Annotated in this window: 20 protein-coding genes and 1 pseudogene; 3 read left to right on the top strand and 18 right to left on the bottom strand. The window is 60.8% G+C overall.

Annotated features, from left to right (window positions below):
* Positions 1 to 63 precede the first annotated feature (63 nt).
* The 16 genes from ACSQ3F_RS23355 to ACSQ3F_RS23280 all read right to left on the bottom strand — a co-directional run bounded on the left by ACSQ3F_RS23355 (position 64) and on the right by ACSQ3F_RS23280 (position 17,599).
* Positions 64 to 824 (bottom strand): IS5 family transposase gene (locus ACSQ3F_RS23355; protein ID WP_436099515.1). Its coding sequence is split into 2 segments (ribosomal slippage): positions 64 to 485 and positions 485 to 824, totalling 762 coding nucleotides; the frame shifts between segments, so codons are not numbered across the junction.
* A gap of 78 nt (positions 825 to 902) precedes the next feature.
* A complete protein-coding gene (locus tag ACSQ3F_RS23350; RefSeq protein WP_436102604.1) occupies positions 903 to 2,036 on the bottom strand; it encodes an ABC transporter ATP-binding protein in 1,134 nt (377 codons plus the stop codon).
* A 171-nt stretch (positions 2,037 to 2,207) separates the two neighbouring features.
* A complete protein-coding gene (locus ACSQ3F_RS23345) occupies positions 2,208 to 3,425 on the bottom strand; it encodes an ABC transporter substrate-binding protein (protein ID WP_436102603.1) in 1,218 nt (405 codons plus the stop codon).
* Between the two features lie 36 nt (positions 3,426 to 3,461).
* A complete protein-coding gene (locus ACSQ3F_RS23340) occupies positions 3,462 to 4,322 on the bottom strand; it encodes a carbohydrate ABC transporter permease (RefSeq protein WP_436102602.1) in 861 nt (286 codons plus the stop codon).
* Positions 4,319 to 5,206 carry a carbohydrate ABC transporter permease gene (locus ACSQ3F_RS23335; RefSeq protein WP_436102601.1) on the bottom strand — a complete coding sequence of 296 codons (888 nt, stop codon included), beginning with the start codon at positions 5,204 to 5,206 and terminating at the stop codon, positions 4,319 to 4,321. Before ACSQ3F_RS23335 ends, ACSQ3F_RS23340 begins: the two co-directional genes overlap by 4 nt.
* A 12-nt stretch (positions 5,207 to 5,218) precedes the next feature.
* The gene (locus tag ACSQ3F_RS23330) at positions 5,219 to 6,376 is read right to left on the bottom strand and encodes a Gfo/Idh/MocA family protein (protein ID WP_436102600.1); all 1,158 of its coding nucleotides are present in this window, start codon (positions 6,374 to 6,376) and stop codon (positions 5,219 to 5,221) included.
* 299 nt (positions 6,377 to 6,675) lie between these two features.
* On the bottom strand, positions 6,676 to 7,446 hold the full coding sequence (locus ACSQ3F_RS23325; protein WP_436102599.1) for an enoyl-CoA hydratase: 771 nt from the start codon (positions 7,444 to 7,446) through the stop codon (positions 6,676 to 6,678).
* Between the two features lie 40 nt (positions 7,447 to 7,486).
* Entirely contained in the window at positions 7,487 to 8,383 is an 897-nt protein-coding gene (gene mmsB / locus ACSQ3F_RS23320; protein WP_436102598.1) for a 3-hydroxyisobutyrate dehydrogenase, read from the bottom strand.
* Complete coding sequence (locus ACSQ3F_RS23315) at positions 8,380 to 9,489, bottom strand: enoyl-CoA hydratase/isomerase family protein (RefSeq protein ID WP_436102597.1); 1,110 nt, start codon at positions 9,487 to 9,489, stop codon at positions 8,380 to 8,382. Before ACSQ3F_RS23315 ends, mmsB begins: the two co-directional genes overlap by 4 nt.
* Positions 9,473 to 10,870, bottom strand: a complete 1,398-nt coding sequence (gene lpdA / locus ACSQ3F_RS23310) for a dihydrolipoyl dehydrogenase (protein WP_436102838.1) — start codon at positions 10,868 to 10,870, stop codon at positions 9,473 to 9,475. The genes ACSQ3F_RS23315 and lpdA overlap by 17 nt, the downstream gene beginning before the upstream one ends.
* Before the next feature lie 5 nt (positions 10,871 to 10,875).
* On the bottom strand, positions 10,876 to 12,147 hold the full coding sequence (locus ACSQ3F_RS23305; RefSeq protein ID WP_436102596.1) for a dihydrolipoamide acetyltransferase family protein: 1,272 nt from the start codon (positions 12,145 to 12,147) through the stop codon (positions 10,876 to 10,878).
* Between the two features lie 2 nt (positions 12,148 to 12,149).
* Entirely contained in the window at positions 12,150 to 13,163 is a 1,014-nt protein-coding gene (locus ACSQ3F_RS23300) for an alpha-ketoacid dehydrogenase subunit beta (protein WP_436102595.1), read from the bottom strand.
* Position 13,164: 1 nt separating this feature from the next.
* Positions 13,165 to 14,397: a 3-methyl-2-oxobutanoate dehydrogenase (2-methylpropanoyl-transferring) subunit alpha gene (locus tag ACSQ3F_RS23295; protein ID WP_436102594.1), complete on the bottom strand. Its 1,233-nt coding sequence runs from the start codon at positions 14,395 to 14,397 to the stop codon at positions 13,165 to 13,167.
* Positions 14,398 to 14,466: 69 nt separating this feature from the next.
* On the bottom strand, positions 14,467 to 15,594 hold the full coding sequence (locus ACSQ3F_RS23290; RefSeq protein ID WP_436102593.1) for an acyl-CoA dehydrogenase family protein: 1,128 nt from the start codon (positions 15,592 to 15,594) through the stop codon (positions 14,467 to 14,469).
* Between the two features lie 24 nt (positions 15,595 to 15,618).
* Positions 15,619 to 16,806: an acetyl-CoA C-acyltransferase gene (locus ACSQ3F_RS23285; RefSeq protein ID WP_436102592.1), complete on the bottom strand. Its 1,188-nt coding sequence runs from the start codon at positions 16,804 to 16,806 to the stop codon at positions 15,619 to 15,621.
* A 22-nt stretch (positions 16,807 to 16,828) separates the two neighbouring features.
* Entirely contained in the window at positions 16,829 to 17,599 is a 771-nt protein-coding gene (locus ACSQ3F_RS23280) for a 3-hydroxyacyl-CoA dehydrogenase (protein WP_436102591.1), read from the bottom strand.
* Between the two features lie 198 nt (positions 17,600 to 17,797).
* Between ACSQ3F_RS23280 and ACSQ3F_RS23275 the strand changes: the two genes are divergently transcribed.
* Entirely contained in the window at positions 17,798 to 18,865 is a 1,068-nt protein-coding gene (locus ACSQ3F_RS23275; protein WP_436102590.1) for an AraC family transcriptional regulator, read from the top strand.
* Between the two features lie 242 nt (positions 18,866 to 19,107).
* Here ACSQ3F_RS23275 and ACSQ3F_RS23270 read toward each other — a convergent pair whose 3' ends face one another.
* Complete coding sequence (locus ACSQ3F_RS23270; protein ID WP_436102589.1) at positions 19,108 to 19,497, bottom strand: type II toxin-antitoxin system VapC family toxin; 390 nt, start codon at positions 19,495 to 19,497, stop codon at positions 19,108 to 19,110.
* Positions 19,484 to 19,759: an AbrB/MazE/SpoVT family DNA-binding domain-containing protein gene (locus ACSQ3F_RS23265; RefSeq protein ID WP_436102588.1), complete on the bottom strand. Its 276-nt coding sequence runs from the start codon at positions 19,757 to 19,759 to the stop codon at positions 19,484 to 19,486. Before ACSQ3F_RS23265 ends, ACSQ3F_RS23270 begins: the two co-directional genes overlap by 14 nt.
* Positions 19,760 to 20,124: 365 nt before the next feature.
* Here ACSQ3F_RS23265 and ACSQ3F_RS23260 point away from each other — a divergent pair.
* A pseudogene (locus tag ACSQ3F_RS23260) lies at positions 20,125 to 20,969 on the top strand (IS5 family transposase).
* A 54-nt stretch (positions 20,970 to 21,023) separates the two neighbouring features.
* A complete protein-coding gene (locus tag ACSQ3F_RS23255; RefSeq protein WP_436102587.1) occupies positions 21,024 to 22,124 on the top strand; it encodes an IS4 family transposase in 1,101 nt (366 codons plus the stop codon).
* Positions 22,125 to 22,280: the final 156 nt, after the last annotated feature.

Genomic DNA, 22,280 nt, shown 5'->3' with positions numbered 1-22,280 from the left:
CCCTTCAAAGCTGCTTGATCGATCGCAATTGGCGCTGTTACCTAGGCCGTGGTGACGATTTAACTATTTGAGCCAGATTGCGATGGCGGCGAGTTTGACGAAGCCCATGAAGTTTGCCAGCAATTTGTCGTATCGGGTTGCCACTCGTCGGAACTGTTTGAGTTTGCTGAAGAAGCGTTCGATACGGTTGCGTTCCTTGTAGAGGTCGGCGTTATAGGGATGCTGGATTTTGCGGTTTTGCTTTGGCGGGATGACGACTTCAGCACCCGCTTCGGCGATCTTGTCGCGTAAATGGTCTGCGTCATAGCCTTTGTCGGCGATTGCCGCATCCGTCTCGAAACCCTCGACCAACTGATGTGCAAGGGTGATGTCGTTGCGCTGTCCGGGACTGCCGATCAGGCGCACCGGAAGCCCCAGAGCCTCCGTCGCGGCATGGATCTTGGTGCTCAATCCGCCGCGAGACCGACCCAGGCCCTGGGCATCCGCCCCCCTTTTTCCTTGCGCGCTCCGGCGGCATGCTGGTGGGCTCGCACAATGGTGCTATCGATCATCAGCCATTCCAGGTCGGCTTCGCGGGCAAGGACGGCAAGCATGTCGTCGAGCACACCCATCTCGATCCAGCGATAATAGCGTCGCTTGACCGAGCGGTAATCGCCCAGCCGCTCAGGCAGGTCACGCCAGCGGCCACCAGAACGAGCCATCCATAGCAACGCATCCAGAAAAAGCCGGTTGTTGGTTCGCGGACCGCGTTTGCCCTTGGTCCCGCCGGGCACAATCGCCTTGATACGCTCCCACTGATCATCCCGAAGAGCATCGCAATCCATCACTGACCTCCAAAAGTCAGTGTTGAATCTGATTTGAAACCCTTTGGGAACCTTAAAACCTTAAATCGTCACCACGGCCTAGACCGCACCTGCTTTTAAAAGCCCAATATCGACATCGGTGAGCTCCACCCGGCGCTCGAGCGCGATGCCGTCGGCGTCGAAGAGGTGGCAGTCGGCGGCATTGATGCCGACTGGAACCGTCTCCTCCGTGCGGATCGCGGCGCTGCCGGGCAGCATGGCGCAGAAATTCTCGCCCTCGCCGTTGAGCGCTGCATAGGCAACGGTGTGGGCGCCGAGGCGTTCGATCACCGAAGGCGCAATTGTCAATACGAGGTCGGCCGCGCCGAACTGGATGTGTTCCGGACGTATGCCGAGCGTCAATGGCTGTCCGATGAGGCCCGCGCGGCTTTCAACGGGGATCGTCGCCGACTGTCCCTGGTATTCGACCTCGACGCCGCCGGCTCCCACGGATTTGCAGACGACAGGTAGCATGTTCATCTTCGGATTGCCGATGAAGCCGGCAACGAAGATGTTGGCCGGCTTGTGGTAGAGCTCGAGTGGTGCGCCCGTCTGCGAAATCTCCCCGGCATTGAGGACGACGATCCGGTCCGCCATCGTCATCGCTTCGACCTGGTCGTGCGTGACGTAGATCATCGTCGCCTTCAATTGCCGGTGGAGTTTTGCAAGCTCGATGCGCATGTCGGCGCGCAGCGCCGCATCGAGATTCGATAGCGGCTCGTCGAACAGGAAGATCTTCGGCTCGCGCACGATCGCCCGGCCGATGGCCACGCGCTGGCGCTGGCCGCCGGAGAGCATGCCCGGCTTCTGCTCAAGCCGCTGGTCGAGATGAAGGATGCGGGCGGCATTCTCCACCTTGGCCTTGAGCTTATCCTCCTGCATCTTTTCGACGCGCAGCGGGAAGGCGATATTCTCGAACACGCTCATATGCGGGTAGAGCGCATAGGACTGGAACACCATGGCGATCCCGCGCTTGACCGGCGGCAGATCGTTGACGCGCTTGCCGTCGATCAGGATGTCACCGGAACTGGTCTCGTCGAGACCGGCGATCATCCGGAGCAAGGTCGACTTGCCACAGCCGGACGGTCCGACGAAAACGACGAACTCGCCGTTCCTGACATCGAGATCGATGCCTTTCAGCACCTCGAACGTGCCGTAGAATTTCTGAACCGTGTTGAGATTAAGCTGTCCCAAGAATGTGTCTCCGGCCGCCGGCGAGAAGCGGCCCTTTCATAGCAGAAGAGGAGTGGACCGCGAACCCTTACGGCGCCGCGCGTCTTTTAAGACGCGCTAAGGTCGCCGTAACACTCTGAAATGCTGCATAATTTCTCCGAAATTATGCAGTGGGCTCGCGGTCCGATGGCCTTACTTGTATTGCTCGAGATCGGCAGCCGCCTTCTTCAGCGCATCGGCCGGCTCGACCTTGCCGGTCACGACCGACTGGACCATCTCGATCATGCTGTTCTGCAGCCCCTTGTAATCGGTGAACAGCGGCTCCGGACCGCCGAAGGAGATGCCGTCGATGAACGGCTTCCAATAGGGATTGGCCGCGACCATATCATCCACCGCCTTGCCCGGGCGCAGCGGCGTCAGGCCTTCCTGCGCCTCATAAATCGGCTGGTGTTCGGCATTGGTCAGGTACTTGGCAAACTCGATCGCCTTTTCCTCGACGCCAGTGCCGCTGAAGACGGCAAGGCTGTCGGTGATTAGCAGCGTGCCCGAACCCTTGGCGCTCGGACCGAGCGGCAGTGGCGCGACGCCCCAGTCGATCTTGGTTTCCTTCAAGCGGTTGACCGCGCCGACGGAGGCCTGGATCATGCCGAGCTTGCCGTCGAGGAAGATGGCGCGCACTTCGTTCTGCTCGTAGGAGGTCGGGCCTTCCTCGGCATAGGGAACGATATCCTTGAGCGCCGTCAGCGCTTCAAGATTCTGCTTGCTGTCGAGGGTGATCTTGCCGTCGGCGTCGATCACCGAGCCGTCATTGGTGTACACCCAATGCAGGAACTGGTGCATGGTGTTGTCGAAGGTCTTTGCAACCACGCCGAAGCCGGCAATGCCGGTCTTTTCCTTGATGATCTTGGCGTATTCCAGCTCTTCAGCCCAGGTCTTCGGCGGCGTTTCCGGGTCGAGACCGGCCTGCTTGAACAGCGCCTTGTTCCAGTAGAGCGACTTCGTCGAGAAGGCGACCGGGATGCCCCACTGCTTGCCGTCGGTGGTGACCGTGTCCATGATATAGGGATAATAGGACTTCTTTTCCTCGTCGGAGAAGGTGATCGGCACGATCAGCTCGTTGTCGGCGAATTCCTTCAGCGTGCGCGAGCCGACATAGGCGAGCGCCACTGGCGTGCCGGCGGCAGCAAGCGTCGTCACCTTGTCCTGGCACTGCGCCCAGCCAACCACTTCAGAGGCGATCTTGTAGCCGGGATTGGCTTCTTCCCACTTCTTAATGAAATCGGCATGCGCCGGCTGCATCTTGTCGCCACAGGCGATGAAGGTGATTTCGGTGTCGGCCGCCATCGACGGCAGCGCCGTCCCAGTCAGCAGCGCCAAGGTGGCTGCAATCATTAAGGCATGCTTTTTCATGGTCGTTCCCCTTGCTTGTAGAGCTCGTTGTTGCGGTTACTGTTTCACGGCGCCGGCCGTCAGGCCCGCGACGAGATAGCGTTGCATCAGGAAGATGAGGATGACGGCCGGCGCGATGCCGACGAAACTTGCGGCCATCAGCTCGTTCCAGATCACTTCCTGCCGGCCGAAATAGGCGTAGAGCCCGATCGGCAGCGGCATGTATTCGGTCTTCGAGTTGAAGGTCAGCGCGAAAATGAACTGCTGGGCATAGGAGCCGATGAAGGTGGTTATCGCGACGACGGTAATACCCGGCATGGCGATCGGCAGGATCACCCGGCGTAGCGTATAGAAATGGCTCGCACCATCGACGAAGGCTGCCTCGTCCAGCTCGCGCGGGATGCGCATCATATAGGTGCGCAACAGCCAGATCGCCGAGGGAATGAGGAAGGCGACTCCAGGCACGATCATCGCGAAATAGGTATTGAGCACGCCCATGGTGCGCATCAGCCGGAAGAGCGGAATGAGAAGAACCGCGCCCGAGAACATGTTGACCGCGAGAAACGCAGCCAGCAGCGGTCCGCTGCCACGGAACTTGAACCGGGCGAAGGCATAGGCTGCTGGCACGACCAGCACCAGGACGATCGCGGTCACGATGGAAGAGATGAAGAAGGAGTTGAAGATATAGCGGGCAAAACCGGGAACGCTCACCCACATCGACCGATAGGCCGCAAAGGAGCCGTTTTCCGGCCAGAACTTGTAGGGCGAGGAAAACAAGAGACCGAGCGGCTTCAGCGACACCAGAAATCCTTCGACGAAGGGCGACAGGATGAACGCCAGGAAGACGAAGATGCCCGCATAGACGCCGACGAGTTCGTACCAGCGGTAGCGGTTGATCATGGCGGGCTGCGTGCTCATCGGTTGCTCTCTCCCGAAGAAAGGCGGCTGGTGACACGGAAATAGGCAAGGCAGAAGATCGACAGGAAGATGCAGATCAGCACGGCGCGCGCGGCGCCGTCCCCGTATTTCTTCGATCCGATCGCCGTCCGGTAGGTGTCGATGATCATCGTCGTCGTTTCGCCGTTCGGCCCGCCCTGCGTCAGTATCCAGATGATGTCGAACGAATTGAAGGTCGCGATCAGCGACAGCATCGACATGGTGATCATCGAGGGGATCAAGAGAGGCAGGGTGATGCGGCGAAAACGGTAGAAGCGCCCCGCACCATCTGTCCAGGCGGCCTCGTAGAGATCCTGCGGGATCGCCTGCATGGCGGCCAGCATATAGAGCGTCACCAGCGGCACGCCGATCCAGACGTCGGTCATGATCGTCGCCCAGAAGGCCGTCTCCCCGCGGGCGAGGAAGGCGACAGGACCGTCGACGATGCCCCAGTTCTGCAAGAGGCCCGAGATCATGCCGAACTGGCCGTTATACATCCAGCCCCACATGAAGATGCCGATCGCCATCGGCACGATCCATGGCGGCATGGTCAGCACGCGAAACAGTGCCCGGCCAGGAACAGCGGCGTTCAGCATCGAGGCGCCGAAGACCCCGATGATCATCTTGATCGACACCGAGAAGAAGGTCCACACGAAGGTGCGGATGATGACTTCGGCAAAGGTGGCGTTGAAGATCTTCTCGTAGTTGACCCAGCCGACCCAGTTGGTCGTTTTCTTCAACGAGGCATCGGTAAAGGACAGGATGAACGTGTCCACCAGCGGATAGGCCACGATCACCGTGACATAGAAGACGGCCGGTAGCAGGAGGATCCAGGCGAAGATGACGGTGCTGCGCTGAACGCTCATCCTGCCCCCTCCTCAAGCCGCCAGGGAATGGAGCGCTTCGTCGAAGCTATCCCAGATGGGCCTGAGATCGACGACGCTGCGCTTGCGGCGCGCCTCGTCCATCGACAGCGCCAGAATACCGGCTTCCAGCGCATCGATCGTAGAAACGGGCAGTGCCCGGTCGTCGCGGACATGGCCGATGATGTCGGCCGCCATCTGCTCGTCGGCGCCGTAATGCTGCGACAGTTCCGTCGCGGCATATTTGTTTTCAATGACCTTCTTGCCGGTCAGCATCTCGTGGACATCGAAATAACCGCGGATGAAATCGCCCTCGGCCATGCCGCGCGAGCCCATGATGCAAAAGCGGCGGAACTGGTCCGGGACGTTGAGGTTGGTGTGGAAGTTCATGCCGACGCCGTTGGCATATTCGACGATCGCGACCTGGTAGTCGATGATGTCGCCATCGCTGTCGAAAACCTTGTCGGAGCCCATCCAGCCGCTCGGCTTGCGATGGAAGAGTTCGAGATCGTTGATGCCATCACGGGCCGGGTCGTTGGCGGGGATGAAGCTCTTGCGCCCGCCGAAGCTGGCGACGCGTTCCGGCCGCGCGCCGACGATGCCATTGTAGAGATCGAGGTCGTGGCAGCATTTCTCCAGCATGAAGCTGCCGGAATAACGTTCGTAGCGGCGCCAGTCGCGCATGAAGAAGGCGCCGTGATAGGGCTCGATATGCTCGGCCGCCTCGATCGAGACGATCTGACCGAGGGTTCCGGCAGACTGGGCGGCGCGGAGGTCCCGGTACATCGGCGCATAGCGCAGCACGAGGCCGACCATCAGCCGTTCATGCCCGTACCTGGCCATCAGCCGGGCGAGTTCCAGGCTTTCCTCGACGCTCGTAACGATCGGTTTTTCGCTGAAAACCTTGAGGCCGGATTCGAGCCCGATGCGGATGTGATCGAGATGCATATGGTTCGGCGAACCGATCATCAGAAGATCGAGCTTTTCGTTGGCGATCAGCTCTTCAGGGGTCGCATAGGCGGTGCCGGCGGAAATGCCTTTTTCCGTAAGACCGGGCAAGCCGGCCGGGTTCGGATCGACATAGCCGGCGATCTCGAAGCTTTCGTCCATAGCCCTGAAGACATAACCCAGATAGCCAAGACGGAATCCGAGCCCGATGATGCCCACTTTCATTCTTCTGGTATTCCCCGTTTATTATCGTAATTTATTTTCGCAGACTGAGGCAGATTTTCACCGTCGTCAACTCAAATCCTCTGAAAACTTTATTTTATGAAATTCATTTTCATATGGGTTGAGGCGGTATCAAATTGGTCCGCTTGTGGACTGCATGCGACGTGCGGTTGAAATACTGATGGAAAATGCCAGCAGATTAGGTTGCGTGCGGCATTGGGAAACATATAAAAGCGGTGGCGGCTGAAAAACAGCCGACCCGCTGGTCCCGTTGATATCGCCGCCTGTTTTGGGGGTGGGGCCTATTTTCCGTGAAACTTCGGGTCCCGCTTTTCGATGAAGGCTGCCATGCCCTCCTTCTGGTCGGCGGTGGCAAAAAGGGAGTGAAAAAGCCGCCGCTCGAAAAGGAGGCCTTCCCGGAGGCCGCCCTCAAGGGCGCGATCGACGGCTTCGCGGGCGGCCATGGTCGCGGCCTTGCCATAACCGGCGATGGTGCGGGCAGCGGCAAGCGTTTCGTCCAACAACGTCTCGGCTGGAATGACACGCGCAACGAGACCGCAGCGTTCGGCCTCCGTCGCGTCCATCATCCGTCCCGTCAGGATCATGTCCATGGCCTTCGACTTGCCGACGAGCTTCGTCAGCCGCTGCGAGCCGCCCATTCCAGGCATCACGCCAAGCTTGATCTCGGGCTGGCCGAACATGGCCGTATCGGCGGCAAAGATGATGTCGCACATCATCGCCAGCTCACAACCGCCGCCGAGCGCGTAACCCGCCACAGCGGCGATCTTTGGCGTGCGAAACGAAGCAAAGCGATCCCATGCGGCAAAGAAATCCTCGCCGAACATATCGGCGAAGGATTTGTCCGCCATCTCCTTGATATCGGCGCCTGCGGCAAAAGCCTTGTCCGAGCCCTTCAGCACGAAACAGCCGACGCCCGGGTCGCGGTCGAGCGGCCCGAGCTCGGCCGCCAGCGCGTGCATGATCTCGGAATTCAGCGCATTGCGGGCCGCGGGCCGGTTCAACGTGACGATGACGACCCGGTCCTGCTGTTCGATAATGATCGGTTTTTCCACTGGCTTGCTCCTGAGTTTTTACTGCCGCAGGTTGGACTCGTCACGCGGCGCCGGCGCCTGATTTTTCCCGCAACAGATTGATGATGCCCGAAAAGTCCTTGTCGGCGTTTCCGAGGTCGTTGAACAGTTGATAGAGCTCCGCGGCCTTGGCGCCGAGCGGTGTCATCGCTCCGGTCGCTGCTGCCGCGTCCTGCGAAAGCTTCAGGTCCTTCAACATGAGCGCTCCGGCAAAACCCGGCTGGTAGTCATTGTTGGCGGGTGAGGTGGGAACCGGACCGGGCACGGGGCAATAGGTGGTAAGTGACCAGCACTGCCCCGATGAAACGGACGCGACGTCGAAGAGCGCCTGATGCGTGAGGCCGAGCTTCTCGCCGAGCACGAAGGCCTCACCGACGGCGATCATGCTGACACCGAGGATCATGTTGTTGCAGATTTTTGCCGCCTGGCCCGCCGTCGCGCCGCCGCAGTGAATGATGCGTTTACCCATTGCCGCGAATATTGGTTGAGCCTTGGCGAAAACGTCCTGATCTCCACCGATCATGAAGGTCAGCGTTCCCGCCGCCGCACCGCCGGTACCGCCGGAAACCGGCGCGTCGAGAGAAGGACAATTCTCCGCAGTGGCCATGGCATGTGCCTTGCGGGCGCTGTCGATGTCGACGGTCGAGCAGTCGATAAGCAGCGTGCCGGAGGGCACTGATACCACCAGTTCCTCCCAAACCGTAAGCACGTGTTTGCCGGCGGGCAGCATGGTGATCACGGTATCGACGGCATCAACTGTTTCGGCAAGGGACGCGCTCGGGATCACGCCGTTTTCACGCGCCTGTTCCAGCAACGGTTGCGACAGGTCGAAACCCCTGACCGTGTATCCGGCCTTGACCAGGTTGGCCGCCATGGGGCCACCCATGTGGCCGAGGCCGATGAAACCGATGGATGTCATGTGCGGGGTCCTCCCTCATTCGTGTGCGAAAAAAGCGGATGGGCAGATGGCTGGAAATAGGCTGCGACCTGCGCCTCGGTGACGTCGTCGAGGCGGGCCGGATGCCATTGCGGATTGCGGTCCTTGTCGACGACGGCGGCGCGCACGCCTTCGTAGAAATCGTGGCTCTTCAGAACCGCCGCAGTCGCTTCGAATTCCCGTTCGAGGCAGGATTCCAGGCGCGCCGTCTGCCGACCTAACCGCAGAAGGCGGAGGGTGACCTTGAGGCTGAGCGGCGATTTTGTCGCGAGCACAGCAAGAACTTTTTCAGCGAAGGGGCTCCCATCTCGGCGCAGTGCCTCGAAAATCTCCTCGACGGTGTCGAAGGCAAACAGAAGGTCTATTGCCGGCTGATGTGCCTCAAGCGCGCCAGCGGGGGGCACTTGCGAAAAACCTTGGATGAGTACGGATATCTCCTCGCCAGCGGCTCCGGTCGGAAGACCCGCCAATGCTTTCGCGAGCGCAGGCAGGCGATCAGACGAAACAAACGTATCTGCAAGGCCAGACAGGATGGCATCCGCAGCACCGAGCGGATCGCCGGTGAGCGCCACATAAGTACCGAGCTCATTGTTCTGGCGTGTCAAAAACCAGGAAGCTCCGATATCCGGGAAAAAGCCGATGCCGGTTTCCGGCATGGCGAGGCGGGTGCGCTCCGTGACGATGCGATGGCCGCCATAGACGGAGATACCGACACCGCCGCCCATGACGATCCCGTCCATAAAGGCGATATAGGGTTTGGAATAGCGGCCGATCCGGGCATTGAGACGGTACTCCTCGCGCCAGAAGGTTGCCGGCAATTCCGATCCGGCTTTTCCGGCGTCATAGATGGCGCGGATATCGCCGCCGGCGCAAAGACCACGCTCGCCCTCACCCGTGACGAGGACGGCAGTGACGGCCGGCTCGCGCTCGAACCGGTCAAGGGCAGCTTCGATGTCGCGCACCATCTCAAGCGTCAGGCTGTTCAGCGCCTTGGGGCGGTTGAGCCGGATGCGACCGAGCGCGCCATCGCGATCGACCAGCGTTTGCGGTGCGGCGCGGAGAGAAACGGGCTCAGATATGGAGGGCATGGCCAAGGGCTTTCAATGCGGCTTCCTGGAAGCCTTCGCTGCGTGTCGGATGCGCGTGGATCGTTGCGGCGATGTCTTCCAGGCGTGCGCCCATCTCGATCGCCAGCGCAAAGGTACTCGACAGCTCCGACACGCCAGCACCGACCGCCTGCACGCCGAGAACAAGATTGGTGTCCATGCGTGCCACCACTCGAACGAACCCGTCCTCGGACAGCATTGTCATCGCCCGGCCGTTGGCAGTAAAGGGGAACAGCCCCACCCGGATTTCAAAACCTTGCGCTCGCGCCTCGTCCGGCGAAAGTCCGGCGGTCACGATTTCGGGGTCGGTGAAGCAGACGGCGGGGATGCAGCGCTTGTCCCACACGCGCTTCTTTCCCGCGACGATTTCGGCGACCATCTCGCCCTGTGCCATGGCGCGATGCGCAAGCATCGGCTCGCCAGTGATGTCGCCGATGGCATGGACGCCGCGCATTGACGTCCGGCAGCGGTCGTCGATGCGCAGGAATCTTCCGGCCCGATCGAGGTCGAGCTCTTCCAACCCCCAGCCTTCGGTGCGCGGCTTGCGCCCGACGGTCACCAGGATCCTGTCGGCGGGGAGCCGCTGCTCCTCGCCATGCGCCGTTTCGATCAGAAGCGCACAGCCTTCATCCGACAGCGCCTTGGCCTTGGCACCGGTCAAGACCCGGACGCCCAACTCGCCCAGCCGCTTGGTAACGGGCCGTACCAGTTCCGCATCATATTGCGGCAGGAGCTGCTGGGTCGCCTCCACCACTGCCACCTCGGAGCCCATCTTGGCAAAGGCTGTCCCGAGTTCGAGCCCGATATAACCGCCGCCGACAACGATCAGCTTCTTCGGAACGGTTTTCAGCGACAAGGCCTCGGTCGAGGATATCACCGGTCCGCCGAAGGGAAGCGACGGCAGTTCAACCGGCTCGGAGCCGGTCGCAATCACCACCGTCTCGGCGCGGATCACCTGCGTTCCCATTTCCGTCTCGACCTCGACTGTCTTGCCGTCCCGGAATCTTGCCTTTCCATGTACGATCTTCACCTTGGCCTTGCGCAGCAATCCGAGCACGCCGCTATTCAGGCGGCCGACAATGCCGTCCTTCCAGGCGACTGTCTTTGCGAGGTCGAGCTTGGGCGCCTCGACGCTGATCCCGAGCGGGCTTTTCGGGCCGGCCATATGGCTGACCTTCTCGAATTCCTCGGCCGCGTGGATCAGCGCCTTGGAGGGGATGCAGCCGATGTTGAGGCAGGTGCCGCCGGCCTTGACGGTCTCGACGATGACGGTATCAACGCCAAGCTGCCCGGCGCGGATGGCGCAGATATAGCCACCGGGGCCGGCGCCGATGACGAGAAGTTTGCAGACGATCTCTTTCATGGGCATCAGCTTTCGATGAAAATCAGCGCGGGGGTTTCAAGCAGCGTCTTTATCCGCTGGACGAAGGTTGCCGCGTCCCAGCCGTCGACGACCCGGTGATCAAAGCTCGACGAGAGGTTCATCATCTTGCGCGGAATGAACTGGCTGCCATCCCAGACCGGCCGCGTCATGATCTTGTTGACGCCGACAATCGCCACTTCCGGATGGTTGATGATGGGTGTCGTCGCGATACCACCCATTGCGCCGAGCGAGGTAATGGTGATCGTCGAGCCGGAAAGCTCTTCACGCAGGGCCGAGCCCGTTCTGGCCGCCTCTGCAAGCCGTACCAACTCGGCGGCGCAATCCCAGATGCCGCGCGCTTCCGCATGACGCACGACCGGGACGGTCAGGCCCGCGGGCGTCTGGGTGGCGATGCCGATGTGCACGGCGCCGTGGCGGGTGATGATGCCGGCATCATCGTCGAAGGTCGCATTGACGCCCGGTTGCTCCGCCACCGTCTTCACCAGCGCCCGCATCAGGAAGGGCAGGATCGTCAGCTTCGTCTGGTCCGGCTTGCGGCTGCCATTCATGGTCGTCCGCAGGTCCTCCAGATCCGTGACGTCGATCTCCTCCACGTAGGTGATGTGCGGAATACGTGAGGTGGCGAGCACCATTTTCTCGGAGATGCGGCGGCGAAGGCCGGTGACCTTGATCTCCTCGACGGCCGTTTTCCTGGCAAGACCCGCCGGCGTGACGGACGGCTGTGTACCACGCGCAAGAAACTGGTCGAGGTCGTCATGGGTGATACGTCCCGCAGGCCCGGTGCCCGGCACCTGGCGCAGATCGATGCCACTTTCCTGCGCGCGAAGGCGGACGGCCGGCGAGGCGAGCGGTTTTTCCGCAGGCGTCTGTACCCACGCGACCGGCGCGGCCTGGACTGCTTTCTTGATCTCAACCGGCGGCGGGCTCGCTACCTTTGCGACGGGGGATTGCTCTTCGACAGTCTCGATGATCACCGTCTCCGGCATCGCGGTCGCGGACAACTCGCCCCCCTCGCCGGCAACTTCGATCCGCACCAACGGCGCCTTGACGGCAACCGTATCGCCGATCTCTGCCCCGAGCCATAGAACGGTGCCTGTCACCGGTGAGGGAATCTCGACCGTGGCCTTGTCTGTCATGACGGCGGCGAGCACCATGTCTTCGCGGACGGGATCGCCCGGCTTCACATGCCATTCGACCAGCTCGGCTTCGGCGACGCCTTCGCCGACATCCGGCATCTTGATGGTGAATTCACCCATGGTCACGCCTCCATCACTTCAGCGAGGGCGCGCCCGACGCGGCCGGGTCCGGGGAAATAGTCCCATTCCTGCGCATGTGGATAAGGCGTGTCCCAGCCCGTCACGCGCACGACCGGCGCCTCCAGATGGTAGAAGCAATGCTCCTGCAACAGCGCCACCACCTCAGCTCCGAAGCCGGATGTCAGGGTCGCCTCGTGCACCATGACGCAGCGGCCGGTCTTGGTTACGGATTGCACGATGGTGTCGAGATCGAGCGGCAACAGGCTACGCAGGTCGATCACCTCGGCGTCGATGCCCATTTCCTCCGCCGCTGCCAGTGCGACATGGACCATTGTGCCATAGGCAATGACGGTCACTGCGGCACCCCGCCGCCGGATTTCAGCCTTGCCGATCGGGATGCTGTAATGTCCTTCCGGCACCTCGCCGAGCTCATGCTTCGACCAGGGCGTGACCGGCTTTTCGTGATGGCCGTCGAAGGGGCCATTGTAGAGGCGCTTGGGTTCAAGGAACATCACCGGGTCCGGGTCCTCGATCGAAGCGATCAACAACCCCTTGGCATCGTAGGGATTGGAGGGGACGACGACTTTCAGGCCGCAGACATGGGTAAACAGCGCCTCCGGGCTCTGGCTGTGCGTCTGCCCACCGAAAATGCCGCCGCCGGTCGGCATGCGCAAGACGATCGGGCAGGTGAAATCGCCGTTCGAGCGGTAGCGGATGCGGGCGGCCTCCTGCGTGATCTGATCGTAGGACGGATACATATAGTCGGCGAACTGGATTTCGACGCAGGGTTTCAAGCCATAGGCCGCCATGCCAATTGCGGTGCCGACAATGCCAGACTCGCTGATCGGCGTATCGAAGCAGCGGGTCTTGCCGTATTTCGCCTGAAGCCCCTGTGTGCAGCGGAAGACGCCGCCGAAATAGCCGACGTCCTCGCCGAAGACGACCACATTGTCGTCGCGCTCCATCGACACGTCCATGGCGCTGCGCACGGCCTCGATCATTGTCATTCTGGCCATGTCAGTATCCTGCCTTCTGCCGCTGGCGGCGAATATGTGCGGGCATCTCGGCATAGACCCCCTCGAAGATATCGCGCACCGAGGGCTTTCCGCCCGCATGCAGCGTGCCGTGTGCCTCCGCCTGTTTCTGCGCCTGGATGACCTCGTCGAGGATTTCCGCCTCTGCCTGCACGTGCCGTTCCTCCGACCAGACACCCTTCACGATCAGGTGCTTCTTGAGGCGCAGAACGGGATCGCCGAGCGGCCAGGCCTCGGATTCGGTCTTCGGGCGGTAGGCGCTCGGGTCGTCGGAGGTCGAATGCGCGCCGACGCGATAGGTGACATACTCGATCAGCGTCGGCCCGAGATTGCGCCGGGCGCGCTCGGCCGCCCAACGGGATACGGCATAGACGGCGAGATAATCATTGCCATCGACGCGCAGCGCCGGGATGCCGAAACCGAGGCCGCGGGCGGCAAAGGTTCCGGAACCGCCGCGGGCAATGCCCTGGAACGTCGAGATCGCCCACTGATTGTTGACGATGTTGAGGATGACCGGCGCCTTGTAGGTCGAGGCGAAGACGAGCGCGGAATGGAAATCCGATTCCGCCGTCGAGCCATCGCCGATCCAGGCGGCGGCGATCTTCGTGTCGTTCTTGATGGCCGACGCCATGGCCCAGCCGACCGCCTGGACATATTGGGTGGCGAGGTTGCCGGAGATGGTGAAGAAGCCATGCTCCTTCGACGAGTACATGATCGGCAACTGCCGGCCGCGCAACGGATCACTTTCGTTCGAGAAGATCTGGTTCATCATCTCGACCATCGGATAATCGTCGGCGATCAGGAGGCCCGCCTGGCGATAGGTCGGGAAGTTCATGTCGCCCTTCCTCAGCGCCTTGCGAAAAGCACAGCTGACGGCCTCCTCGCCAAGATGCTGCATGTAGAAGGAGGTCTTGCCCTGCCGCTGCGCCATCAGCATGCGGGCGTCAAAGGCGCGCAGCTTCATCATGTTGCGCAGGCCGGTCAGCAATTCCACATCCGACAGCAATCCTGCCCAAGGGCCAACCGCTTCGCCGTCTCGGTTGAGGACGCGAATGATCGAATAGGCAAGATCACGGATCGATTCCGGCGCGGCGTCGACTTCCGGGCGTGGCACCGAGCCTGCCTTGGCGATATTGACGTTGGAAAAATCCGGCTGACCGCCGGGCCGGACGGCCGGCTCCGGTACATGCAGGCTCAATTGCGGAAACTCGGTCATGCCGTGCTCTTCCTCCTTTTTGGACCCCGGTTTTCCTTGCTCTCTCCCGGAAAACGAGGCTTCCTCCCCTTATAGATTACGCGCAATGACGATGCGCTGCACGTCGCTTGTTCCCTCATAGATCTGGCAGATACGAACATCGCGGTAGATGCGCTCGACCGGATAATCCGACATATATCCGTAGCCGCCATGGATCTGGATCGCATCCGAGCAGACCTTCTCCGCCATTTCCGAGGCGAAGAGTTTTGCCATGGAGGCTTCCGTCAGGCAGGGCACTCCGGTTTCCTTCAGTTCGGCGGCATGCAGCACCATCTGGCGCGCCACCTCGATCTGCGTCGCCATATCGGCGAGACGGAAGGCGACGGCCTGATGCTCGATGATCGGTTTGCTAAAGGCAATGCGCTCGCGGGCATAGTCGCGTGCCGCCTCGAAAGCCGCGCGCGCCATACCGACTGCCTGCGAGGCGATACCGATGCGGCCGCCTTCGAGATTGGCGAGCGCGATCTTGTAGCCTTCGCCTTCCGCACCCAAGCGCAGGTCCGCCGGAATCCGCATGTCGGTGAAAGCGATCTGGCAGGTATCGGAGGAATGAAGGCCGAGCTTATGCTCCACCCGCACGACCTCGTAGCCGGGCGTATCGGTCGGCACGATGAAGGCGGTAATGCCTTTCTTGCCGGCATTAGGATCGGTGACGGCGAAGACGATGATCACGTGCCCGTTCTTGCCGGACGTCGTGAACTGCTTGGCGCCATCCAGCACGTAATGATCACCGTCACGGCGGGCGCGGGTGCGCAGATTGGAAGCATCTGAACCGGCCTGCGGCTCGGTCAGCGCAAAACCGCCGATCCACTCACCTGAAGCCAGCTTTGGCAGGAAGCGCCGTTTCTGGTCCTCCGTGCCGAATTTCAGGATCGGCACGCAGCCGACGGAACTGTGGACGCTCATGATCGTGGAGCACGGCCCGTCACCGGCCGCGATCTCCTCAATCGCGACGGCATAGGCAACCGTGCCGGTTTCCGAGCCGCCATAGGCTTCCGGCACCAGCATGCCGAGAAAGCCAAGTTCGCCCATCTCCTTCAACTCTTCTTTCGGAAACGCGTGCGAGACGTCGCGCTCGGCGGCGCCCGGCAGGAGGCGCTCGCGTGCAAAGTCACGGGCCATATCGCGAATCTGGATTTGTTGTTCAGTCAGGATCATCTATCGGTCTCCTCCCCAGCCCGATCAATACCGCTCGACGGCGATCGCTGTCGCCTCGCCGCCGCCGATGCAGAGCGAGGCCATGCCGCGCTTCAACCCATAGCGCTCGAGTGCGGCCAAAAGCGTGACAATGACGCGGGCGCCGGATGCGCCGATCGGATGACCAAGCGCGCAGGCGCCGCCATGCACGTTGACCTTGTCATGCGGCAGATCGAGGTCGCGCATCGCCGCCATGGCGACGACGGCGAATGCCTCGTTGATTTCGAACAGATCGACATCCCTGAGGTTCCACCCTGTCCGTTCGGAGAGCTTGTTCAAGGCACCGATGGGAGCGGTCGCGAAGAGATTGGGCGCCTGCGCGTGGGTCGCGTGACCAATGATGGTCGCCAGAGGCGCCAAGCCCCTGCGATCGGCTTCAGAGCGGCGCATCAGCACAAGCGCCGCCGCGCCGTCGGAAATCGAAGAGGAATTGGCGGCCGTCACCGTTCCGTTTTCGCGGAATGCGGGCTTCAGGGTCGGGATCTTTTCGAGTCTTGCCTTGCCGGGCTGTTCGTCGCGGCCGACGATGTTTTCCGTCCGTCCGGTCTTCACCGTGACTGGCGTGATTTCGGCATCGAAAAGCCCCTCCTCAACCGCTTTCTGCGCGCGGGTCAGCGACGTTACCGCAAAATCGTCCTGCGCGGGCCGCGTGAACTGATAGGCCTCGGCGCAATCCTCGGCAAACGTGCCCATCAGCCGCCCCTTGTCATAGGCATCCTCCAGCCCGTCGAGGAACATGTGATCAATGACGCGGCCATGGCCGAGCCGGTAACCACCGCGGGCACGATCAAGCAGATAGGGCGCATTGCTCATGCTTTCCATGCCGCCGGCAACAGCAATGTTCGCGCTGCCGGCCGCAATCAGGTCATGCGCCAGCATCACCGCCTTCATGCCGGAGCCGCACATCTTGTTGACGGTGCTCGCGCCCGTCGCGAAGGGCAGGCCCGCGCCGATCGCTGCCTGTCGCGCCGGCGCCTGCCCCTGGCCGGCCGGCAGGACGCAGCCGAAAACCACTTCCTCCACCGCTTCGGCGGAGACCTGGCTGCGTTCCAAGGCGGCGCGGATAGCCGCTGCGCCGAGTTGGGGAGCGGTCGCATCCTTCAGGTCGCCCTGAAATCCACCCATTGCGGTGCGGGCGGAACCAACGATGACGATGGGATCATGCACAGTCATTTCAACCTCCCGGGGACCAGCCTCAACGCGGCCCCATGCGCAAGGCGCCGTCCAGACGGATCACCTCGCCATTCAGCATTGTATTCTCGCAGATATGGCGCACCAGCGCAGCAAATTCAGAAGGGCGGCCGAGGCGCGGCGGAAAGGGCACGCTCTTTCCGAGCGCTTCCTGAACCTCCGGCGGCATGCCCGCCATCATCGGTGTTTCGAAGATGCCTGGAGCGATCGAAACGACGCGGATGCCGTAGCGGGCGAGTTCGCGGGCGATCGGCAGGGTCATACCAACGACACCACCCTTCGACGCAGCGTAGGCGGCCTGACCGATCTGCCCGTCGAAAGCGGCGATCGAAGCGGTGTTGACGATGACGCCTCGCTCGCCTTCGCTGTCGGGTTCCTCATTCTGGATGACCGATGCAGCAAGACGGACCATGTTGAAGGTGCCGATGAGATTGATGCCGACCGCGCGGGCGAAATTTTCCAGGCGATGGGGACCGTCGCGCCCCAGCACCTTTTCGCCGGGCGCAATGCCTGCGCAGTTTACCAGACCATGCAGGTGACCGAAGGTCTCAACCGCTGCGTTGACCGCGGCAAGGCCGTCCGCTTCGCTGGTGACGTCGGTGCGGACGAAACGGGCACTCGTCGGCCCCAGTTCGGCGCTGATCCGCTCACCGGCCTCAAGGTTAACATCGGCAATGACGACGCGGGCGTCGGCGTCGACCAGCATGCGGACGACCGCGGCACCCAAGCCGGAACCGCCACCCGTCACCACAAAGACCTTGCCGGGGATCAACATGATAGTCCGCTCCCGTTTCGAACAGGTGCGGGTGCTGATTTTCGATCCATCATGCAGCCCTCCCCTGCCGCGTTTTGTTGATGGTACCTGCTTTTCGGCAGCATTGTCTTGCAGGACTCTACGCTGACACTGTATTGCAATCGATGACAGAACTGTCCTTCATTTTTTGGCCAGTTTTGCCATGTTGGAGGAGCGGCCATGGCAGATGCGGACCGGCGGATGATCTCACCCTCTTTCGTGGAAGAGGCGCTGGATTGTCTGCGGCGGCAGGGCAAGCCGACGGAACCGCTGCTCGCGTCACTCGGTCTGCCGCCGGTGGTCGACAGGCCGATTTCCGCGGAGGCTTATGGCGCCCTTTGGTTGGCGGTCGCAGCCGAAGTCGATGACGAATTCTTCGGCATGGGCGGACGGCCGATGCGCAGCGGCAGCTTCACGCTGCTTTGCCATTGCGTGCTGCATGCAAAGACCCTGGAACAGGCGCTGCGGCGCGCCTTGCGCTTCCTCGGCGTGGTGCTGGAAGACCCGAGCGGCGAACTCGTCATCCGCGACGGGCTGGCCGAAATCGTGCTGACGGACATGGGCGAGGCCCGCTCGGCCTTCGCTTACCGGACCTACTGGATTCTATTGCATGGCATCACCTGCTGGCTGGTCGGGCGCCGCATTCCGATCCGCAGCGTGGATTTCCGCTGTGCGGAACCGCCACAGGGGGCGGATTACCGATTGTTTTTCGGGGCGCCGGTGCAATTTTCACAACCTGCCAGCCGTCTCGCCTTTGATCGCGCCGTGCTGAAGCTGCCGATCGTGCGCACGGAGCAGGCCTTGAAACAATTTCTCCGCGGCGCACCCGCCAATATTCTCGTGCGTTATCGCTACGACGCAGGTCTGGCTGCCAGCGTCCGCAAGCGGCTGCGGCAAGCGGCGCCTTCCGGCTGGTCCGGCTTCAGCGCACTTGCCGCGCAGATGAAGATGTCGCCATCGACGCTTCGCCATCGCCTGCAAAGCGAAGGACAAAGTTATGCCGGCATCAAGGACGAGATTCGCCGCGATCTTGCGATCGAAATGCTGCTCCATGGAAAGAGCAGCGTTGGGGAGATTGCCGCGCAACTCGGCTTCTCCGAACCCAGCGCCTTTCACCGGGCCTTTCGCAAATGGACATCGAAGAGCCCGGCCGCCTTCAGGCGCGAGACGGGTTCGGTTGCCGCTCTACCCGAAAGTTCGGAAATAGATAGCAAAAGTCACAAGATTCCGTCGCGCGATGTTACCTAAAATCAAGCAGCCGGGCGATTTTGCGCAACGCTTACACTAAACGAGTTAATGCAAACATTGGTGAACATATGCCGGCGATAAGCAATCCCGGAAGATGAATCGCCAAGAGAATGAATATTGGCCTGATATAATCGTGGTGCTCCGACGGAGCATCGAAGCGCTAACCACAAGAATCTGGACGAGGCGATTCTTGTCAAGGAATACACCTTCAGCGAAACGGGACGCCGTTTAACGGATTGATTTCAGGCTTCCCGGACGCTTTCGTAACCGGAGGCTTGCGCTGCTTTTATGAATTTTCGGTCGAAGGTGACAAACTCTTCGCAATGGGCCGACTTACAGAGGTGCAGGGCATCGGCAAAATCCATTCCCTTCTCTGCGAGATCGAAAGCAACAGCAACGATTGCCGCATCCTCGACCGTCACGGTGGGCAGCCCGCCAAAAGCGCGCAGGGCACGGGCAACGTCTGGTCGACCGTACCCGTAGGCGCTGCGCAGCACCCATTCGACTTCCAATATTACTGTAACGGCGACAAAAACTGCCTGCCCGTTGACGAGCTCACGAGCGCGGGGAGATTGTTCAGGGTGATCGCCCGTCAGATACCGGGCGATGAGATTGGTATCAATCGCGATCATGGCGGCGTCGAGCTTCGGCCAGTACGCCGGCCTCCATATCTTCCAGAGTCTTCGGCTCACCCCTGAAACGGAGCATGCCAAACACATCATCCGGCCGCGTTGGCGAGAATGCGGGTGCCTGCTTCAACAATACACCTTCCGGGGTTTCCTCGACAATCAGCCGAGTACCGGCTTCCCAGTCCCGCCGCTGTCGGATCGCCTTCGGCAGGATGACCTGTCCTTTGGTCGAAACGGTCGTAATCAGGTTTTCAGCATGAGCCATCGGTCGGAGTCCTGCAGGTAAGACAAGCGTAAGATAGTCCCGTCGACTTCGATATTCAAGGTGAATAATGCTGAGGCTTCACTAGTTTCGCGCCAACGAGGTAGCTTCTTGACATTGATGTGATAACCCAGTTCCTTGTAGCTATCATCTATTGACCATCAACCATCGGCATTCGACTGGTTAACTACGCCAAGACCCGCTAAAATCTCCTTTGGTATCCAAATAACCCGTCACACCCACCTCGATTGCACCGTACACGACAGTCAGGGTGAGAACGGGATGATGCGCTTAGTGTCGGTCCATAAAGAAGTTGAATGATATGAATCGTTTGTGATTCCATGCAGTTGAATTGATTCGATGAGGGCATGGACGCGATGTGGACGAAGGCTAACCGAGGGAAATACAATCGAGATTGTCTGCGCTATCCGAGCGATTTGACGGATGCGGAATGGGCGCTGGCTGAACCCTTGATTCCGCCTGCCAAGCACGGCGGTCGCAGGCGTGAGGTCGATGTCCGGGAGGTTCTCAACGGCCTGCTTTATGTTCTCAGCACGGGTTGCCAATGGCGGGCAGTGCCGAAGGACCTGCCGCCGAAGAGCACGCTGTTCAGCTATTTCGACCTGTGGAACTGGGACGGCACGCTCGGCCGCATTCATGAGGAACTCTACGTGAAATGCCGTGAGGCGATGGGCCGCGAGGCCAGTCCGACGGCGGCAATCATGGACAGCCAGAGCGTCAAAGGCGCTGAAAAAGGGGGCGCTGCATTGACCCGGGCGGGTATGATGCGGGGAAAAAGATCAAAGGCAAGAAACGCCATATCCTTGTCGATACGGTAGGCCTTCTGCTGCATGCGCTGGTTCATCCGGCCGACATCCAGGACCGCGACGGTGGCGTGCTGGTTCTGAAGACGCTGTTCGGGCGCTATCCGTTCTTGAAGAAACTGTTCGCCGATGGTGGCTATCAGGGGCCTGTCTTCGCCAAGGGACAAAAGAAGGCAATGCCAGGACTTGCGACCGCGATCGTCAAGCGCTCCGACACCGCCAAGGGTTTTGAGGTTCTGCCGAGGCGCTGGGTGGTCGAACGGACGTTCGCATGGCTGGGTCGATGCCGCAGGCTGGCCAAGGATTTCGAAAATCTGTCGCGCAACGCGCTCGCCTTCCTCAAGCTGGCGTCTATCCGCCTCATGCTGCGAAGGCTCTGTTCAAAATGAATAACTTTCCGGACCGACTCTTAGATTGAAGATTCTTCGCCAAAAGGATCTTCAATGATGACTGCCGTTCATACCGCTCTCATGACGACGCTATCGACGCATTTTGCGTTGAGCAAGAGTCGGCTTCTGAGCCTTGTGGTCTTGATCGCGGGGCTTGCGCAGTCTCGCACCGTGAACCTGTCGCATCTTGCCAGTCATTTGCCCGGTTCGGCGCTTTACGCATCAAACTATCGCCGGCTTCAGCGCTTCTTCCAGTTCGTCCGTCTGGATACCGACAGCATGGCCCTGCTGGTGGTGCAGATGCTCAATCTGGAGCGCCCCAAATGCCTGGCGCTCGATCGGACCAACTGGAAGATCGGCTCCACCGATGTCAACATCCTGATGTTGGCGATCGTGACGCGCCGCTTCCGGGTGCCTCTGCTGTGGACGTTTCTGCCGCATCAGGGCAACTCCGACACGGGCCACCGCATCGCCCTGATGCGCCGCTATCTGGCATTGTTCGATGCCGCGTCGATCACGATGCTTTTGGCCGACCGGGAGTTCATCGGCGCAGAGTGGATGGATTTCCTCTGTGAAAACAAGATCAACTTCGTCATCCGCGTCAAGATCGACATGACCGTTACCTTGGACGACGGACGGACATGGTCGTTTGCATCGCTTCTCCGCAGAAAGCGCGCCAGAACCGCTCCGGCGATCGGCCAGGGGCGTCTCAACGGCACGCCCGGCCCGGCAAAGCATGCGGTGCATTTCGCCGCAAAGCGGCTCAAGAGCGATGAATGGCTGATCGTCGTCACCAACCGCCAGGATGTCAGGCAGGCACTCAATGACTATCGCAAAAGATGGGCCATCGAATGCCTCTTCGGCGACGCCAAGACACGCGGTCTCAATCTCGAAGACACCCGCATCCGCTCGCATGACAAACTCTCCTGCCTGCTGGTCGTCGTCACCCTGGCCATGGCCTGGGCCTATCGTTGCGCGACAAAAACCATGGGCATCAAAGCCATCAAACGAAAGACCCATGGCCGCCGCGAAAAATCATGGTTCCGCATCGGTCTCGACGCACTCAGAAACTGGATCATCAACGCCCCCGCAAACGCCATCAAGGCATGGTGTGACAGATGTCCAATACGACCAAAAATCACACCGGCAACATGAAGAGTCGTGTACGGTGCCTCGATTGTTTAAATAATATATAACGCATTGAAATCACTGGAAAATTCATTCTGGCCGCGAACAAGCTCCGACGTCTGGATCGTCAGAAAGCTACGCTATTGATTTTAAAGGGAAAATCGCCGAGAAATTTTTCAAGAT

It is taken from the genome of Pararhizobium sp. LjRoot238 (assembly GCF_964252955.1).
GTDB lineage: Bacteria > Pseudomonadota > Alphaproteobacteria > Rhizobiales > Rhizobiaceae > Pararhizobium.
Note: the sequence above shows the minus strand (reverse complement) of the source record. Positions and strands in the feature narration are given on the sequence as shown.

Bases quoted from the DNA above. Each gene is read 5' to 3' on its own strand.
- ACSQ3F_RS23345 (WP_436102603.1), bottom strand. From the start codon at position 3,425: ATGAAAAAGCATGCCTTAATGATTGCAGCCACCTTGGCGCTGCTGACT.
- ACSQ3F_RS23340 (WP_436102602.1), bottom strand. From the start codon at position 4,322: ATGAGCACGCAGCCCGCCATGATCAACCGCTACCGCTGGTACGAACTC.
- ACSQ3F_RS23335 (WP_436102601.1), bottom strand. From the start codon at position 5,206: ATGAGCGTTCAGCGCAGCACCGTCATCTTCGCCTGGATCCTCCTGCTA.
- ACSQ3F_RS23330 (WP_436102600.1), bottom strand. From the start codon at position 6,376: ATGAAAGTGGGCATCATCGGGCTCGGATTCCGTCTTGGCTATCTGGGT.
- mmsB (WP_436102598.1), bottom strand. From the start codon at position 8,383: ATGACATCCATCGGTTTCATCGGCCTCGGCCACATGGGTGGCCCCATG.
- ACSQ3F_RS23315 (WP_436102597.1), bottom strand. From the start codon at position 9,489: ATGCCCTCCATATCTGAGCCCGTTTCTCTCCGCGCCGCACCGCAAACG.
- lpdA (WP_436102838.1), bottom strand. From the start codon at position 10,870: ATGAAAGAGATCGTCTGCAAACTTCTCGTCATCGGCGCCGGCCCCGGT.
- ACSQ3F_RS23305 (WP_436102596.1), bottom strand. From the start codon at position 12,147: ATGGGTGAATTCACCATCAAGATGCCGGATGTCGGCGAAGGCGTCGCC.
- ACSQ3F_RS23300 (WP_436102595.1), bottom strand. From the start codon at position 13,163: ATGGCCAGAATGACAATGATCGAGGCCGTGCGCAGCGCCATGGACGTG.
- ACSQ3F_RS23295 (WP_436102594.1), bottom strand. From the start codon at position 14,397: ATGACCGAGTTTCCGCAATTGAGCCTGCATGTACCGGAGCCGGCCGTC.
- ACSQ3F_RS23290 (WP_436102593.1), bottom strand. From the start codon at position 15,594: ATGATCCTGACTGAACAACAAATCCAGATTCGCGATATGGCCCGTGAC.
- ACSQ3F_RS23285 (WP_436102592.1), bottom strand. From the start codon at position 16,806: ATGACTGTGCATGATCCCATCGTCATCGTTGGTTCCGCCCGCACCGCA.
- ACSQ3F_RS23280 (WP_436102591.1), bottom strand. From the start codon at position 17,599: ATGTTGATCCCCGGCAAGGTCTTTGTGGTGACGGGTGGCGGTTCCGGC.
- ACSQ3F_RS23275 (WP_436102590.1), top strand. From the start codon at position 17,798: ATGGCAGATGCGGACCGGCGGATGATCTCACCCTCTTTCGTGGAAGAG.
- ACSQ3F_RS23270 (WP_436102589.1), bottom strand. From the start codon at position 19,497: ATGATCGCGATTGATACCAATCTCATCGCCCGGTATCTGACGGGCGAT.
- ACSQ3F_RS23265 (WP_436102588.1), bottom strand. From the start codon at position 19,759: ATGGCTCATGCTGAAAACCTGATTACGACCGTTTCGACCAAAGGACAG.
- ACSQ3F_RS23255 (WP_436102587.1), top strand. From the start codon at position 21,024: ATGATGACTGCCGTTCATACCGCTCTCATGACGACGCTATCGACGCAT.